The organism is Microlunatus spumicola, assembly GCF_039536445.1.
GTDB classification, from domain to species: Bacteria; Actinomycetota; Actinomycetes; order Propionibacteriales; family Propionibacteriaceae; genus Microlunatus; species Microlunatus spumicola.
Genome location: NZ_BAAAYR010000008.1, coordinates 16,072 through 30,052, shown reverse-complemented (window position 1 = coordinate 30,052; position 13,981 = coordinate 16,072). Strand labels below are relative to the sequence as shown.

Here is a 13,981-nt window from a genome sequence, read left to right as displayed (position 1 = left end):
GCGGGACCGTTCCTGTCGGTGGTCCGTGCCAGAGTTCCTCCCATGGTCGACGACGTAGCCGGAACCCCTGGTCGGGCGGGTGCCCGGGCCACCCTGGCCAAGCGCCGCTCCGACGTCGCGTCGATGTTCGACGGGGTGGCCGCGCGCTACGACCTCGCCAACGACGTGCTGTCCCTCGGGCAGGACCGCGCCTGGCGCCGGGCGGTGCTCGAGGCGGTCGACGCCCGGCCGGGCGAGCGGGTGCTCGACCTCGCTGCCGGCACCGGCACCTCGAGCGAGCCCTTCGCCCTCGCCGGCGCCACCGTCGTCCCCACCGACCTCTCCCTCGGCATGCTGCGCGTCGGCAAGCAGCGGCGCCCGGCGCTCTCCTTCGTGGCGGCCGACGCGCTCCAGCTGCCGTACGCCGACGGCGCCTTCGACGCGGTCACCATCTCCTTCGGGCTGCGCAACGTCGAGGACACGGCCGCCGCGCTGACCGAGATGCGCCGGGTGACCCGCCCGGGCGGCCGGCTCGTGGTCTGCGAGTTCTCCTCGCCGACCTGGGCGCCGTTCCGCCGGGTCTACAGCGAGTACCTCGTGGGCGCGCTGCCCCGCATCGCGCAGCTGGTGTCGTCCAACCCGGCGGCCTACCAGTACCTGGCCGAGTCCATCCGGGCCTGGCCCGACCAGGCCGGCCTGGCCGCCCGGCTCACGGACGCCGGCTGGCGCGGGGTCGAGTGGCGCAACCTCTCCGGCGGCGTGGTCGCGCTGCACCGGGCGTCGCGGTGACCGTGGACGCGGCGCTGCCGCCCGCTCCCGTCCGCACCGCCGACCGTCCGGTCCTGCTCGACGCGTGGGCCGCCCGCAGCTGCCCGGTCAAGACCCAGCACCGCTTCGACCCCCGCGACACGCCCCGGCCCGTCCGTCCCGCCGCGGCCGACGACCCGCTGGCCCTGCGGGCCGAGGCCGCCCGCCGGCACGAGGCCGTCGTGCTCGAGCAGCTCATCGACCGGTGCCGCGGACGCGTCGTCGACCTGCGGCTGCTCGCCGCCGACGGGGCAGACGTGCAGGCCGCGGCGACGCGGCGCGCGCTGCTCGACGGCGTGGACGCGGTCGTCGGCGGCGTCCTGCCGCTCGACGTGGACGGCCACCGCAGCGGCGCACCCGACCTGCTCGTCCGCGGCGCGGACACGGCGGACGGCCGACCGACCTACCACCCCGTGCTCGTCGTCTGGCACAAGGTGCTGGCCCCCGCGCCGACGGGCAGGGCTGCAGCCGCCGAGGCGCAGGACCGCGCCGACACCGCGAGCGAGGGCGGGCCCACCCTGCCCTGGACCACCTTCGGCCAGCCCTCACCGGTCCACCTGCGACGGCGCCCGGGCCTGGTGCTGCGGCTCCGGTCCGAGGAGCGCGACCTGCGCCAGCTCGCCCACCACCACCGGCTCCTGCAGGCCGCCGGCTTCGGCGCGGCGACCCCGTGGGGCGGGCTGGTGGGCACCGACCCCGTGGCCGACGGCGACGAGGTCGGGCTGACCTGGTGCGACCTCGGCGAGCCCCTGCTGCGCACGTTCGACCCCGCGGTCGAGGGCGGCTACCGGCTGGAGACCGCGCTCGAGCGCTACGACGGCGCCTTCGCCCGCCGCGTCGCCGTCGCCGAGGCCGCCCGTCGGGGCGAGCCGCTGCTGGAACCGGTCGTCGTGCGCGAGTGCGCCTCCTGCCCGTGGTGGGAGGGCTGCCGGTCGCGGCTCGACGACGACGACGTGAGCCTGCGCATCGACCGCGGCGCGCTCGACCGCACCGAGGTGGAGGCGCTCCGCGACCTCGGCGCGGGCACCGTCCACGCGCTCGCCGCCGCCGACCTCGACGTCCTGCTCCCCCGCTACCTGGAGCGCGTGCCCCGGCGCAGCCACGCCGAGTCCCGGCTCCGCACGGCGGCCCGGCGGGCCCGGCTCCTCGAGGGCGGCGTGCCCTTCGTCCGCGAGACCAGCGGCCCGATCGCCGTGCGCGGCGCCGAGGTCGAGGTCGACCTGGACATCGAGAGCTCGGCCGAGGGCCGCGTCTACCTGTGGGGCTTCTGGGTCGAGCGCCCCGACCGGGGCGAGGGTCCGGGCACGTACGTCGCCTTCGCCGGGTTCCGCGACCTGGACGACGACGCGGAGACGGCGCTCGCCGTGGAGGCCTTCACCTGGCTGCGCGGGCTGGTCGAGGAGGGCGCCTCGGTGGCGGTCTACCACTACAGCTCGTACGAGCCCAACCAGATCGACGCCCTCGCCCGCCGGTCCGGGCACCCCGTGCTCGCGTGGGCGTCGGCGTACGCGCGGGAGGGGTTCGTGGACCTCTTCGAGGTCGTCAAGGAGCACTGGTTCGGGGTCAGCGGCCTCGGGCTCAAGCTGGTCGCGGCGCACGCCGGCTTCGCCTGGCGCGACGACGACCCGGGCGGCCTCAACTCCCAGGGCTGGTTCGCGGACGCCGTGCACGGCCCCAGCCCGGAGGCGCGCGCGAGCGCCGAGGCGCGGGTGCTCGCCTACAACGAGGACGACGTGCTCGCCACCCGGCACGTGCGCGCCTGGCTGCGCGAGCAGACCTGACGCACTGCGGCGGAGGTCGGCCTCCGCCGGCCGCTCAGCCCGTCCAGGGCGGGGCGACGCCCCAGCCCCAGCGCGGCACGGGCGCGTGCTCGGCGACGTCCGCCCCGGGCTGGGAGTTGGCCATCGCGAGCCGCGTGCCCCACTCGACGTAGGCGAGCAGCGCCGAGCGGAACTCGGGGTCCGCCGGCAGACGGGCGTCGTCCGCCGCCCGGCTCATCAGCGAGACGAAGCGGTGCCGCTGGTCCGGGGTGATGCCGAGGCCGCGGTGGTGGGCGAGCATCACCTCGTAGCCGCCGTGCCGCTCGGTGTAGGTCGCGGGGCCGCCGAAGACCTCGGTCCACCAGTCGGCCACGTGCTCACGGTGCTCGGTGCCGACCCCGCCGGGGAAGAAGGGCGCGAGCAGGTCGTCGGTCTCGACCCGGTCGTAGAAGGCGTCGATCAGGGCACGCAGCGCCGTCGGGCCCCCGGCCCAGTCGACGAGCGCCGGATCCTCGGACATCTCGTCATGATTACACCGTTGCAGCGCCTGCGCCAGGGTCAGCCGGCCAGCTCCCGCAGCGCCTCGTCGAGGGCACGGCGGCGGGTCCGGTCGAGGCGCACCTCGACCAGCTCGAGCCCGCTCGGCGGACGTCTCAGCGCTGCCCGCAGACCGGCGACGTCGTCCACCTGCGCGTACGCGAGGCCTGCGGCGTGGGCCAGGCCCTCGACGCGCACGCCCTGCGGGGTGCCGAAGACGCGCTCGAACGAGCGGGCGTGGTCGGACGCGCCCTGCTCGAGGGTGGTGAAGATGCTGCCGCCGTCGTCGTTGACGACCACGAACCGCACGTCGGGCCGCGGCTCGAGCGGACCGACGACGAGCCCCGACGCGTCGTGGAGCAGCGTGAGGTCGCCGAGGAGCGCGGTCACCGGCGACCCGGTCCCCCACGCGACGCCCACCGCCGTCGACACCAGGCCGTCGATGCCGGCGAGGCCGCGGTTCGCGTAGACGGCGGGCGGCCGGTCGCCGACCGGGGCGAGGTCCAGGTCGCGCACCGGGTTCGACGAGCCGACGAGCAGCACGTCGGTGGGCCGCTGGGCCTCGAGCACGGTCCGGGCGACCTCCGGGCCGGTCAGGCCGGGCCAGCCCTCGAGCAGCGCGTCGACCCGTCCGCGCAGCTCGTCCTCGGCGGCGCGCCACCCACGGAACCAGGCGTGCTCGGCCTCCCCCGGCGCGGCCAGCACGACGTCGTCGACGACGCGCGTCGCGGCACGTCCCGGGTCGGGCCAGTCGGCGTACGGGGTGGTCACGACCAGCTCGACGTCGGTGCGCGCCAGCAGCCGGCTGACCGGGCGCGTGAGGGTCGGGTGCCCGACGACCACCACGCGTTCGACCTCGGCCGCCAGCCCGGTCAGCAGCAGGCGGTAGGTGCTCAGGGCGGCCGGCCCGGAGCGGGCGTTGCTCGACGCCTCGGCCAGCAGCGGCACGGACGCCGCGGCCGCACGCTCCGCCCACGCCCGCCCGAGCGCCGGCGGCGCGTCGCCGGCGACGACGACGGTCCGTACGCCCGGCTCGAGCACCAGGGGGTCGGCCGGGGGCGCGGACGCGAAGGTGGTGAGCGCGACCGCGGGCAGGTCCTGGTCCGGCTCCCCCGCGGTGGGCACGAGCGGGTCGGCCAGCTCGACGTCGAGGTGCACCGGTCCCGGGAGCCGGGACCGCACCCCGGTCGCCGCGGCGAGCAGCCGGCCGACCTCGTACGGCACGCCCCCGGCGGCGGTCACCGTCGCCGACGCCCGGACGTGCGTCGCGAAGAGGCCCTCCTGGTGCGTGGTCTGGTTGGCGCCGGTCCAGCGCAGCGCGGCGGGCCGGTCCGCGCTGACCACGACCAGGGGGACGTGGCTGTGCCACGCCTCGAGGACCGCCGGGTGCAGGTTGGCGACGGCCGTCCCCGACGTGGTGACGACCGGGACGGGCCGGCCGGACGCCTTGGCCAGGCCCAGCGCGAGGAACCCGGCGCCGCGCTCGTCCACCCGGACGTGCAGCCGCAGCCGGCCGTCGCGGTCGGCCGCCCACAGCACGAGGGCGAGGGGCGCGCTGCGCGAGCCGGGGGCCAGCACGACCTCGCGCACCCCGCCGGCCAGCAGGGACGCCACCAACGTCCGGGCGAGCTCCGCCGCGTCAGCCACGGGCGCCCCGTCCGGCGTCCAGGGACCGGGTGACGGCCAGCCGCTCGCGCCAGCGGCCCTCGTCGGCGTCGCTCATGCGGTGCCGGGCGAGGCGCTCCTCGTCGACGGCGACCGGGCGGACCGGCAGCATCCCGTCGACCGCCCGCAGGGGCTCGGTCGCGACGTCGTCGGCGAGCAGCCCGAGGGTCGCGAGGCCGCAGGCGTACGGCAGCTCGGGCAGCGCGGCGGCCAGCGCCACGCCGGCCGCGAGGCCGACCGAGGTCTCCAGGGCGCTCGACACGACCACCGGCAGCCCGATGCGCTCGGCCACCTCCAGGGCCGCGCGCACCCCGCCGAGCGGCGCCACCTTCAGCACGGCGACGTCGGCGGCGTCGAGGGCGACGACGCGGTAGGGGTCCTCGGCCCGACGGATCGACTCGTCCGCGGCGACCGGGACCGGCCGGCCGGCGTGCGCCAGGCGCACCCGCAGCGCGGCCAGGTCCTCGACGGCCGCGCAGGGCTGCTCGACGTACTCGAGGTCGAAGCGGTCGAGGGCGCGGACGGCGCGCTCGGCGGCGTCGAGGTCCCAGGCCCCGTTCGCGTCGACCCGCAGCCGGCCGTCGGGGCCGAGGGCGTCGCGCACCGCCTCGCAGCGGGCCAGGTCGTCGGCGAGCGTCTGGCCCGGGTCGGCGACCTTGACCTTCGCCGTGCGGCAGCCGGAGGCCGTCACGATCGCGTGAGCCTGCTCGGGCCCGACGGCCGGCACGGTGCAGTTGACCGGGACGTGGGTGCGCACCGGCGCCGGCCAGCCCACCTCGGCGGCCTCGTCCGCGGCGCGCAGCCAGGGCACGAGCTCGGCGCCCGAGTAGTCGAGGAACGGGCTCCACTCGGCCCAGCCGGCCGGACCCCGCCAGAGCAGGCCCTGGCGCGCCGTCAGCCCCCGGAACCGCACGGGCACCGCCACGGAGTAGCCGCGCACCGCGTACGCCGGCTCGCTCGTCATGACGTGGAGTCTCCCCCATGGCTCCGCGCCTAGGCTGGTTCGGTGACCGCGGGCAGCACGACGACGCTGCTCCGCCCCGTCGAGGAGGCGGACCTGCCGGCGGCGCTGGCGGCCGCGCTCGACGGCGGCGCCCCCGTCGCCCCGTTGCCCACCGCACCCGTCGAGCGCACCCGCGCCCTGCGCGCCCTCCGCCTGGAGGAACCGGCCGACCCCGACGCCGCGGTGGTCGTGCTCAGCTCGGGTTCGACGGGCGAGCCCAAGGCCGTGGTGCTCTCGGCCGCCGCGATCCGTGCGGGCGCCGAGGCCACGCACGCGCGGCTCGGGGGGCCCGGCCACTGGCTGCTGCCCCTGCCCCGCCACTACGTCGCGGGACTCATGGTCCTGGCCCGTGCGCACCTGGCCGGGACGTCCGTGGTCCCGCTGGCCCGGGACCTCGCCGACCTGCCGGGCCTGTCCCTACCCGCCGGGCGCCGCTACCTCTCCGTCGTCCCGACCCAGCTCGTCCGGGCGCTCGAGCGCCCCGACCTGGTCGACGCGCTCGCCTGCCTGGACGCGGTCCTCGTCGGCGGCGGCGCGACCGACCCGGCGCTGCTGGCCCTCGCGCGGGCGGCCGGCGTCCCCTGCGTGACGACCTACGGCATGAGCGAGACCTGCGGCGGCTGCGTCTACGACGGCGTGCCGCTGGACGGCGTGGACGTGCGGGTGGCGCCGGAGGACGGCCGCGTCAGCGTCGCCGGCCCGGTGCTCTTCTCCGGCTACCGCGGTCGCCCCGACCTCACCGCCGAGACCCTGGTCGACGGCCGGCTGCGGACGGCCGACCGGGCGCGCTGGGACACCTCCGGTCCGGTCCCGCGGCTGCAGGTCCTCGGCCGGACCGACGACGTCGTGGTGAGCGGCGGCCTCAACGTCGACCTCGCGGCCGTCGAGGCCCGGGCCCGCTCCTGGGCGCCGTGCACGACCGCCGACGTCGCGGTCGTGGGCGTGCCCCACCGCCACTGGGGCGTCGAGGTGGTGGCCGTCACCGACGCGGCACCGCACGAGGACCTGGCGCTCGCGGCCCTGCAGGCGTGGGTCCGTGCCGAGCTGCCCCCGTACGCCGCCCCGCGCCGGCTGGTCGTCCTCGACCGCCTGCCCCGTACGAGCAGCGGCAAGGTCGACCGCCGCCGGCTCCAGACCGACCTGACCGACCCGGAGGACGAACGATGACCGCGCACGCAGACCAGGCCCCGGCCGCCCGCGCCACCGCGGCGCAGTGGCTGGAGGGCGCGCGGCCCCGGACGCTGCCCGCCGCGATCACGCCCGTCGTCGCCGCGACCGGCCTCGTGGGGTTCGAGGGGCGGGTCGCCCCCGTCGCCGCGCTCCTCGCCCTGCTCGTCAGCCTCGCGCTGCAGGTCGGCGTGAACTTCGCCAACGACTACTCCGACGGCATCCGCGGCACCGACGCCGACCGGGTCGGGCCGCTGCGTCTCGTCGGGTCCGGCCTCGCGCGGCCCGCCGCGGTCCGGGCGGCGGCCTTCGCGTCCTTCGGCGTCGCCGCCGTGGCCGGGGTCGTGCTGGTCCTGCTCACCGGCCACTGGTGGCTGCTGGCCGTCGGCGCCGCGTCGGTGCTGGCCGCCTGGTACTACACGGGCGGACGTCGCCCGTACGGCTACCGCGGGCTCGGCGAGGCGTTCGTCTTCGTCTTCTTCGGCCTCGTCGCCGTGTGCGGCACCGGCTACGTGCAGACCGGCCGCGTCACCCTCGCCCTCGTGCTCACCGGCGTGTGGGTCGGGGCGCTCACCACGGCGGTCCTGGTCGCCAACAACCTGCGCGACCTCCGGGGCGACGCGGCGTCCGGGAAGCTGACGCTGGCGACCCGGCTCGGCGACCGTCGTACGCGGTCCTTCTACGTCGCCCTGGTCGCGGTCGCGGCCCTCGGGCTCGCGGCGGTGGCCGCCCTGACGACGGTCTGGGCGCTGCTCGGGCTGCTCCCGCTGCTGCTGCTCGTGAGGCCCTGCCGGGCCGTCCTCTCAGGTTCCGTCGGCCGCGACCTCATCGCCGTCCTCAAGGCCACCGGCCTCGCCGGGCTCCTCGCGTCCGTCGTCAGCGCGGTCGCCCTGCTGCTCGCCTGAGCCGCCTGTACGCCTGGGAAGGCCCGTGATACCGGTGTCAAGACGATCCTGAGACGTTCCTGCGGAACCTCAGGGACGGCGGCGCAACCTCAGGGACCCTCCTTCTGACGGCACCCGAAGTTGAGGGAAGGCTGGGAGGGAGCCGCGATTCTCTGAGCGCTTCCTGAAGGTTGACCTCTCAACCTTGTGGATGTCAGCACACCGCTGGCAGACACGAGGAGAACCCCCGATGAGCACCTTCTTCGAGCTTCCGCCGGCCGCCGACCAGGACGACGAGACCGCCGAGGTCGCGGCCCCGCAGGCCGAGCAGACCGAGCAGGACACCGCCACGGACGCCTCGCTCTCCCGCTACCTCCACCAGCACCTGGCCGACATCGAGGCCCTCCCGACCTACCGCCCGCGGATCGGCGTCATCATCCCGGCGTACAACGAGGCCGAGTCGATCGAGGACGTGCTGCGCGGCCTGCTGGCCCAGACCCGGCTCCCCGACGAGATCCACCTGATCGTCAACAACACCAAGGACGACACCTTCGCGCTGGCCGCGCCCTTCGCCGGCCTGCACAAGGGCCCGAAGGTCGCCAAGGGCCAGAAGCGCCAGCGCACCGAGGTCTTCGTGCACGACATCGGCCAGAACCCGGACAAGAAGGTCGGCGCGCTCAACTACGGCTTCACCCTCATCCAGGACGCGGACTACCTGCTCGGCGTCGACGGCGACACGGTGCTCGCGCCGAACGCGGTCGAGAAGCTCGAGCTCGAGATCGTCTCCGACACCCGCATCGGCGGGATCTCCGCGATCTACTCGATCGACGACACCAAGATCAAGGGCGTCGTCGCCAAGCTGCTCATCGCCGGCCAGCGCACCCAGTTCGCGGCCTTCAACATGCAGAACATGCTCCGCGGCCGGAACATGGCGGTCCTCGGCGGCCAGTGCTCGATCTTCTCGATGAAGGCCCTCCGCGCCGTCATGGCCGAGAACCACCAGCAGACCCCGTGGGTGAACGACTCGGAGGTCGAGGACTCGCTGCTCAGCCTGCAGATCAAGTCGGCCGGCTACCTCACCAAGATCTCCGCGCAGGCCCGCGCCGACGTCGGCGGGATGACCACGGTCCGCTCGCTCGACGGCCAGCAGGTCAAGTGGAACTACGGCGCCATCGACCTGATGTGGCCGGGCCAGCGGGGCGACACGAAGGGCCAGCCCTTCCACCCGAACCTGCGGCTGCGCTGGGCCGAGAACTTCGGCATGGCGACGAACATCTTCACCCGCATCGCCTTCCTCGTCCTGCTCGTCTTCTCGCTCAGCATCCACGCCTTCGTCTTCTCGCCGGTCTGGCTGATCCCGCCGGTGGTCGCGATCCTGCTGAACGTCCGCATCGCCTTCTCGATGAAGAACCGGAACGCCCGCGACGTCCTGTTCGCCGCGACCGGCATCCCCGCCGAGATCTACATGTGGCTGCGCGCCGGCCACTTCGTCCGCGCCTGGGCCAAGTTCCTCTCCCGCGTGAAGGTCGACAACTGGGCCGAGCAGGCCAAGGCCGAGCGCGGCTCCGGCAACTCGCACCTGATGCCGCTGATCGTCCTCGCCGTCTCCTTCCTGGTCCTCGGCTACACCTGGTTCCAGCTGCCCGTCCTGATCCAGACCTCGATCCTCTGGCTCGGCTGGCCCCTCCTCTACGTCGTCACGATCGCCCAGACGGTGGTCATGCTCGGCAAGCTGTTCCGCCGCGAGCGCGGATACAAGGTCTGAGCCCCCCCTCCCTGGGCTCAGAGAAGAGCCGCCCGCATCTCCGCAATCTCCTGCGTCGAGATGCGGGCGGTGTCAGACTCCGGCACGTCGGGACCACCGTCGGCCACCACCTCCCGCGAACTCCCCCGAACCCCCGAAACGAGCTTCCTGATGAAGATCCGCCGCCCGCTCTCGGCCGCCGCCGCTGCCGCCGCCCTCCTCGTCGCCGCCGGCTGCAGCACCCCGCCCTGGGAGGCCGCGAGCACCACCGCCACCCCGGTCGCCGCGCCGACGCCCGTCGAGGTCGTCACCCCCGCCCCGGCCCCGGTGCGCGCGAAGGTCAAGAACGACCTGAGCCGCGGCGTCGCGAAGCACACGCTCGACGCGGGCGCGATCGAGCTCAAGACCGTCTACTACTCGACCATGCCGATGGCGCAGTGGACGCCCGAGGCGAACAAGCCCCTGACGCTGTCGCTCACGGCCGACTTCCCCGAGGGCTACAAGCAGGACATCTACCTCGCCGAGGTCGACGTGCGGATCGACGTCACCGGCCCGGACGGGCCCCTCGAGTCCCCGGCCCCGATCGTCGACCAGGCCACCGTCTCCCCGGGCTACCTGGTCAAGAAGCCCAACTCGTACGGCAACGTCTTCACCGTCCCGGCCGTGCCGGAGGGCGCGCAGTCGGTCACGCTGACCTTCACCTACCAGCTCCTGGCGCCGTCGAAGCCGAAGTCGAAGACCTACTCCAAGCAGGTCACCACGGACACGGTCACGGTCGCCATCAGCAGCGGGCTCCCGACGACCGCGAAGACGCCAGCCGCCACCCCGACCGCGGCGCCCACGCCCGCGCCCGCCACGACCCCCTGAACCTGACGCCCGCGCCCCGGACGCAGAACGCAGAACGCCCCCTGAGCCTGTCGAAGGGCCTCGAAGAGGTCGGCGTTCCTGCCCGGGGACCGGCGGCGACGCCGGGTGCGGGCCGACGACCTCGTACGAGCCCGTAGCCCCGCTCAGGAGCCCTGGGCCTCGTCCCACGTGCCGGTGGCGAGGAAGTGGTCGAGGACCCGGGTCGGGCCGCCGAGGTCCCAGCCCCGGGCGGCGACCCAGTCGTCGTCGTAGTAGCTGTGCGCGTAGCGCCGGCCGTCGTCGCAGAGCAGGGTCACGACGCTGCCGTGCCGGCCCTGCGCGACGAGCTCGGCGACGAGCTGGCAGGCGCCCCAGAGGTTCGTGCCCGTCGAACCGCCGGCCACGCGCCCCATCCGGGCGCTGCCCCAGCGCATCGCGGCGACCGAGGCCGCGTCGGGCACCTCGATCATCCGGTCCACGACCTCGGGCACGAAGCTCGGCTCGACCCGCGGCCGGCCGATCCCCTCGATCCGCGAACCCGCCGCGGTCACCCCCGCGTCGCCGCTGGTCCAGGACCGGGCGAAGGCCGAGCCCTCCGGGTCGACCACGCACAGCGAGGTCGGCAGCTGGTTGTAGCGCAGGTAGCGCCCGATCGTGGCGCTCGTGCCGCCGGTGCCGGCGCCGACCACGACCCAGTCGGGCACCGGGTGCGGCTCGCGCCCCAGCTGGGCGAACATCGACTCCGCGATGTTGTTGTTCCCGCGCCAGTCGGTCGCGCGCTCGGCGTACGTGAACTGGTCGAGGTAGTGCCCGTCGCACTCCGCGGCCAGCCGCTCGGCCTCGGCGTAGATCGCCCCGGGCGAGTCCACGAGGTGGCAGCGGCCCCCGTAGAACTCGATCAGCTCGCACTTCTCGCGCACGGTCGTCGCCGGCATCACCGCGACGAACGGCAGCCCGAGGAGACGGGCGAAGTAGGCCTCGCTGACCGCGGTCGAGCCGGACGAGGCCTCCACGAGCGTGGTGCCCTTCTCGATCCAGCCGCTGCACAGCCCGTAGAGCACGAGCGAGCGCGCCAGCCGGTGCTTGAGGCTGCCGGTCGGGTGGACCGACTCGTCCTTGACGTAGAGCGAGACGCCCCACTCCGGCGGCAGCGGGAAGACGTGCAGGTGGGTGTCGGCGCTCCGGTTGGCGTCGGCCTCCACCTGCCCGAGCGCCCACTCCAGCCAGGAGCGGTCGTGGGCCCGCCCCTGCTCACCGCGCACGGCGGGCCGCCTCCGGGGTCCCCTGGTGGAAGCGCTGGCGCCAGCGCCCGCCGGAGCGGACCCAGACCGAGCTGCGCAGCGACGAGCCGGCGTCGGTCAGGCTGCGCCACAGCAGCAGCACCACGTCCGGGGCGAGCTCCTCGACCGACAGCACCTCGAGGTCCGGGTCGCCGACGGGCGCGATCACGGCCAGCATCTCCGCCCGGCTCCAGCGCCGGCCGGAGGCGCCGAACTCGGTCCACGCCGGGTCGAGCAGGGCCCCCACCAGCTCCGGGTCCGCGCGCACGGCGTCGCTGAGGAGCGCGCGTTCGAGGTCGACGACCTCGTGGAGCACCCCCTCGCCGGCGGACCGGGGCGCGGCGACGGCGGCCGCAGGAGCAGTGCCGGCGGCTGCGCTGACAGGGGCCGCGCTGACGGCGGGCGCGGGGTCGGTGAAGGACAGCAGGTCCTCGTCCGGCTCGACCGGCTCCACGGGCACGGTCGGGGCAGCGCCGGGGTAGCCGGGCCCGGGGTCGTGCGGCCGGCGGGCCTGGAACGCGGTCGACGCGGCGACCGCACGCTTGTCGGCCTCCTCGTTGAGCGGGTGGCCGGCGTGGCCCTTGACCCACTCGAACTGCACCCGGCGGCCCTTGATGGCGACGTCGATGGCCTGGATGATGTCGACGTTCATGACCGGCTTGCCGTCCCCCTTGCGCCAGCCCTTGCGCTTCCAGCCCGCCATCCACTTCGTCACGACGTTGATCACGTACGTGCTGTCGCAGTAGACGAGCAGGTCGTCGTCGACGTGCGCGGTCTGGCGCAGCAGGTCGAGGACGGCCATCAGCTCGCCCATGTTGTTGGTGCCGCGGGGCCACCCGCCGCTGGCCCAGCAGCCCTCGTCGACGTACCAGGCCCACCCGGCCGGACCGGGGTTGCCGAGAGCCGAGCCGTCTGCGGCCGCCACGATCGTCACGGGGCCCAGTCTCTCGTGACCCGCCGTCCCCGACGACCGCGCCCGCCCGCCTGGGCGCCGCGGCCCGGGTCCGGACAGACGAAGAGGCGACCCCCGCACCCCCCCGGGTACGAAGGCCGCCTCCCGCGGCTCACCTGTCCTGGTCCCCTACGGTCAGGTGAGCTGGAGGATGACGATCACCAGGACGATGATCACCAGGATGCCGATGATGGTTCCGATCAGGCCACGGTTCATGTGCTTCTTCTTCCTGCTGGTGGGACGGGCGGACGGGTCAGAGAGCGGTGCGGGTGCGCGACCGGCTGGTGACCGCGGAGGCGATCACGACCAGGACGGCGGCGACCACGATCGCGACGATCCAGCGGACCCAGTCGATGCCGGGGCTGCCGTTGCCGCCGAAGGCGGTGTAGACGTACCAGCCGATGACGACCCCACCGATCCCGCACAGGATCGTGAGCCACAGCGGGATGTTGTCCCGGTTGGACGGGGCGACGAACTTCCCCAGCAGACCGATGATGATGCCGGCCACGATGACGCCGATGATCTCCACGACTTCCTCCTACGAACGTGAGACTTGCCGTTTCTGAGCGGCCAGGGCCGGAGAACTTCCGGACCCTTCGAGATTCATTCCATCACCCACGAGCAGGCCCTGGTACATCCGAAAGGATGTACGAACCGGCCTCCGGGCGGCTAGGGTGAGGCCGTGGCCACGCCGGAGTCCCGCCCCATCACCGTCGCTCTCGTCGACGACTACGACGTGGTCGTGATCGGGGTGGCGAACATCCTCGGGCAGTACCCGGAGCGCGTCGTCATCGCCGAGATCGACACCAACCAGCCGCTGTCCGACGAGGTCGACGTCGTGCTCTACGACTCCTTCGCGCAGCCGGAGTCCGACCACGACGAGATCAAGGTGCTGGTGGAGAACCCGCGCGCGCGGCGCGTGGTCGTCTACACCTGGAACTTCCACCCCGACCTGGTCGAGGAGGCCCGCAAGCAGGGCGTCCACGGCTACATCTCCAAGTCGCTGCCCGGCTCCGACCTGGTCGCCGCCCTCGAGGCGGTGCACGCGGGCGAGGTCGTGGTGAGCGAGCCGCCGCCGCGCGCCCGCCCGGCCAGCGGGTCGGACTGGCCCGGGCGCGGCAAGGGGCTGAGCGACCGCGAGTCGGAGGTCCTCGCCCTGATCACCCAGGGCAAGAGCAACGCCGAGATCGCCGCGCTCTGCTACCTGAGCATCAACACGGTCAAGTCGTACGTGCGCTCCGTCTACCGCAAGATCGACGTGGAGAGCCGGACGAAGGCCGTGCTGTGGGGCGTCGAGAACGGCTTCACCCCCGACCACCGACGCATCGACCACTGGCGCGGCGGCCCGTAGCGGGAG

13 protein-coding genes are annotated in these 13,981 nt (G+C 74.5%); 7 read left to right on the top strand and 6 right to left on the bottom strand.

The genetic code is table 11. The features are described 5' to 3' along the window. Positions 1-42: 42 nt before the first annotated feature. Together ABD665_RS21475 and ABD665_RS21470 are read left to right on the top strand one after the other, a co-directional pair. Positions 43-768: a demethylmenaquinone methyltransferase gene (locus ABD665_RS21475; RefSeq protein WP_204910987.1), complete on the top strand. Its 726-nt coding sequence runs from the start codon at positions 43-45 to the stop codon at positions 766-768. Continuing rightward, positions 765-2,567 carry a TM0106 family RecB-like putative nuclease gene (locus ABD665_RS21470; protein WP_204910986.1) on the top strand — a complete coding sequence of 601 codons (1,803 nt, stop codon included), beginning with the start codon at positions 765-767 and terminating at the stop codon, positions 2,565-2,567. Before ABD665_RS21475 ends, ABD665_RS21470 begins: the two co-directional genes overlap by 4 nt. Positions 2,568-2,601: 34 nt before the next feature. On the opposite strand, the gene ABD665_RS21465 is transcribed toward ABD665_RS21470, so the two are convergent. From ABD665_RS21465 to ABD665_RS21455, 3 genes are read right to left on the bottom strand one after another with little or no spacing between them, the layout of a single operon-like run. Next, on the bottom strand, positions 2,602-3,066 hold the full coding sequence (locus ABD665_RS21465; RefSeq protein WP_204910985.1) for a globin domain-containing protein: 465 nt from the start codon (positions 3,064-3,066) through the stop codon (positions 2,602-2,604). 38 nt (positions 3,067-3,104) lie between these two features. Further along, positions 3,105-4,730 carry a 2-succinyl-5-enolpyruvyl-6-hydroxy-3-cyclohexene-1-carboxylic-acid synthase gene (gene menD, locus ABD665_RS21460; protein WP_204910984.1) on the bottom strand — a complete coding sequence of 542 codons (1,626 nt, stop codon included), beginning with the start codon at positions 4,728-4,730 and terminating at the stop codon, positions 3,105-3,107. Then, positions 4,723-5,712: an o-succinylbenzoate synthase gene (locus ABD665_RS21455; RefSeq protein ID WP_204910983.1), complete on the bottom strand. Its 990-nt coding sequence runs from the start codon at positions 5,710-5,712 to the stop codon at positions 4,723-4,725. Before ABD665_RS21455 ends, menD begins: the two co-directional genes overlap by 8 nt. Positions 5,713-5,754: 42 nt before the next feature. On the opposite strand from ABD665_RS21455, the gene ABD665_RS21450 reads away from it, so the two are divergent. The 4 genes from ABD665_RS21450 (at position 5,755) to ABD665_RS21435 (ending at position 10,413) form a co-directional block, all read left to right on the top strand. After that, positions 5,755-6,918, top strand: coding sequence for an AMP-binding protein (locus ABD665_RS21450; protein WP_344743087.1), 1,164 nt, complete (start codon positions 5,755-5,757; stop codon positions 6,916-6,918). Then, entirely contained in the window at positions 6,915-7,823 is a 909-nt protein-coding gene (locus ABD665_RS21445) for a 1,4-dihydroxy-2-naphthoate polyprenyltransferase (RefSeq protein WP_204910982.1), read from the top strand. The genes ABD665_RS21450 and ABD665_RS21445 overlap by 4 nt, the downstream gene beginning before the upstream one ends. 229 nt (positions 7,824-8,052) lie before the next feature. Then, on the top strand, positions 8,053-9,567 hold the full coding sequence (locus tag ABD665_RS21440) for a glycosyltransferase (RefSeq protein ID WP_204910981.1): 1,515 nt from the start codon (positions 8,053-8,055) through the stop codon (positions 9,565-9,567). Positions 9,568-9,717: 150 nt separating this feature from the next. Next, positions 9,718-10,413, top strand: coding sequence for a hypothetical protein (locus ABD665_RS21435; protein WP_204910980.1), 696 nt, complete (start codon positions 9,718-9,720; stop codon positions 10,411-10,413). Positions 10,414-10,556: 143 nt separating this feature from the next. Here the strand turns inward: ABD665_RS21435 and cds1 are convergent, their stop codons facing one another. From cds1 to ABD665_RS21420, 3 genes are all read right to left on the bottom strand, one after another. Beyond that, positions 10,557-11,654: an L-cysteine desulfhydrase Cds1 gene (gene cds1, locus ABD665_RS21430; RefSeq protein WP_344743084.1), complete on the bottom strand. Its 1,098-nt coding sequence runs from the start codon at positions 11,652-11,654 to the stop codon at positions 10,557-10,559. Continuing rightward, positions 11,644-12,606, bottom strand: coding sequence for an RNase H family protein (locus ABD665_RS21425; protein WP_204910979.1), 963 nt, complete (start codon positions 12,604-12,606; stop codon positions 11,644-11,646). Before ABD665_RS21425 ends, cds1 begins: the two co-directional genes overlap by 11 nt. A gap of 271 nt (positions 12,607-12,877) precedes the next feature. After that, complete coding sequence (locus ABD665_RS21420) at positions 12,878-13,153, bottom strand: GlsB/YeaQ/YmgE family stress response membrane protein (protein ID WP_204910978.1); 276 nt, start codon at positions 13,151-13,153, stop codon at positions 12,878-12,880. Positions 13,154-13,306: 153 nt separating this feature from the next. Here ABD665_RS21420 and ABD665_RS21415 point away from each other — a divergent pair, with 153 nt between their 5' ends. Beyond that, positions 13,307-13,975, top strand: a complete 669-nt coding sequence (locus ABD665_RS21415; protein WP_204910977.1) for a LuxR C-terminal-related transcriptional regulator — start codon at positions 13,307-13,309, stop codon at positions 13,973-13,975. Positions 13,976-13,981: the final 6 nt, after the last annotated feature.

What these genes read in the sequence shown, in the direction of transcription:
- ABD665_RS21475 (WP_204910987.1), top strand. Translation starts at nt 43, where the DNA reads ATGGTCGACGACGTAGCCGGAACCCCTGGTCGGGCGGGTGCCCGGGCC.
- ABD665_RS21440 (WP_204910981.1), top strand. Translation starts at nt 8,053, where the DNA reads ATGAGCACCTTCTTCGAGCTTCCGCCGGCCGCCGACCAGGACGACGAG.
- ABD665_RS21465 (WP_204910985.1), bottom strand. Translation starts at nt 3,066, where the DNA reads ATGTCCGAGGATCCGGCGCTCGTCGACTGGGCCGGGGGCCCGACGGCG.
- ABD665_RS21435 (WP_204910980.1), top strand. Translation starts at nt 9,718, where the DNA reads ATGAAGATCCGCCGCCCGCTCTCGGCCGCCGCCGCTGCCGCCGCCCTC.
- ABD665_RS21445 (WP_204910982.1), top strand. Translation starts at nt 6,915, where the DNA reads ATGACCGCGCACGCAGACCAGGCCCCGGCCGCCCGCGCCACCGCGGCG.
- ABD665_RS21455 (WP_204910983.1), bottom strand. Translation starts at nt 5,712, where the DNA reads ATGACGAGCGAGCCGGCGTACGCGGTGCGCGGCTACTCCGTGGCGGTG.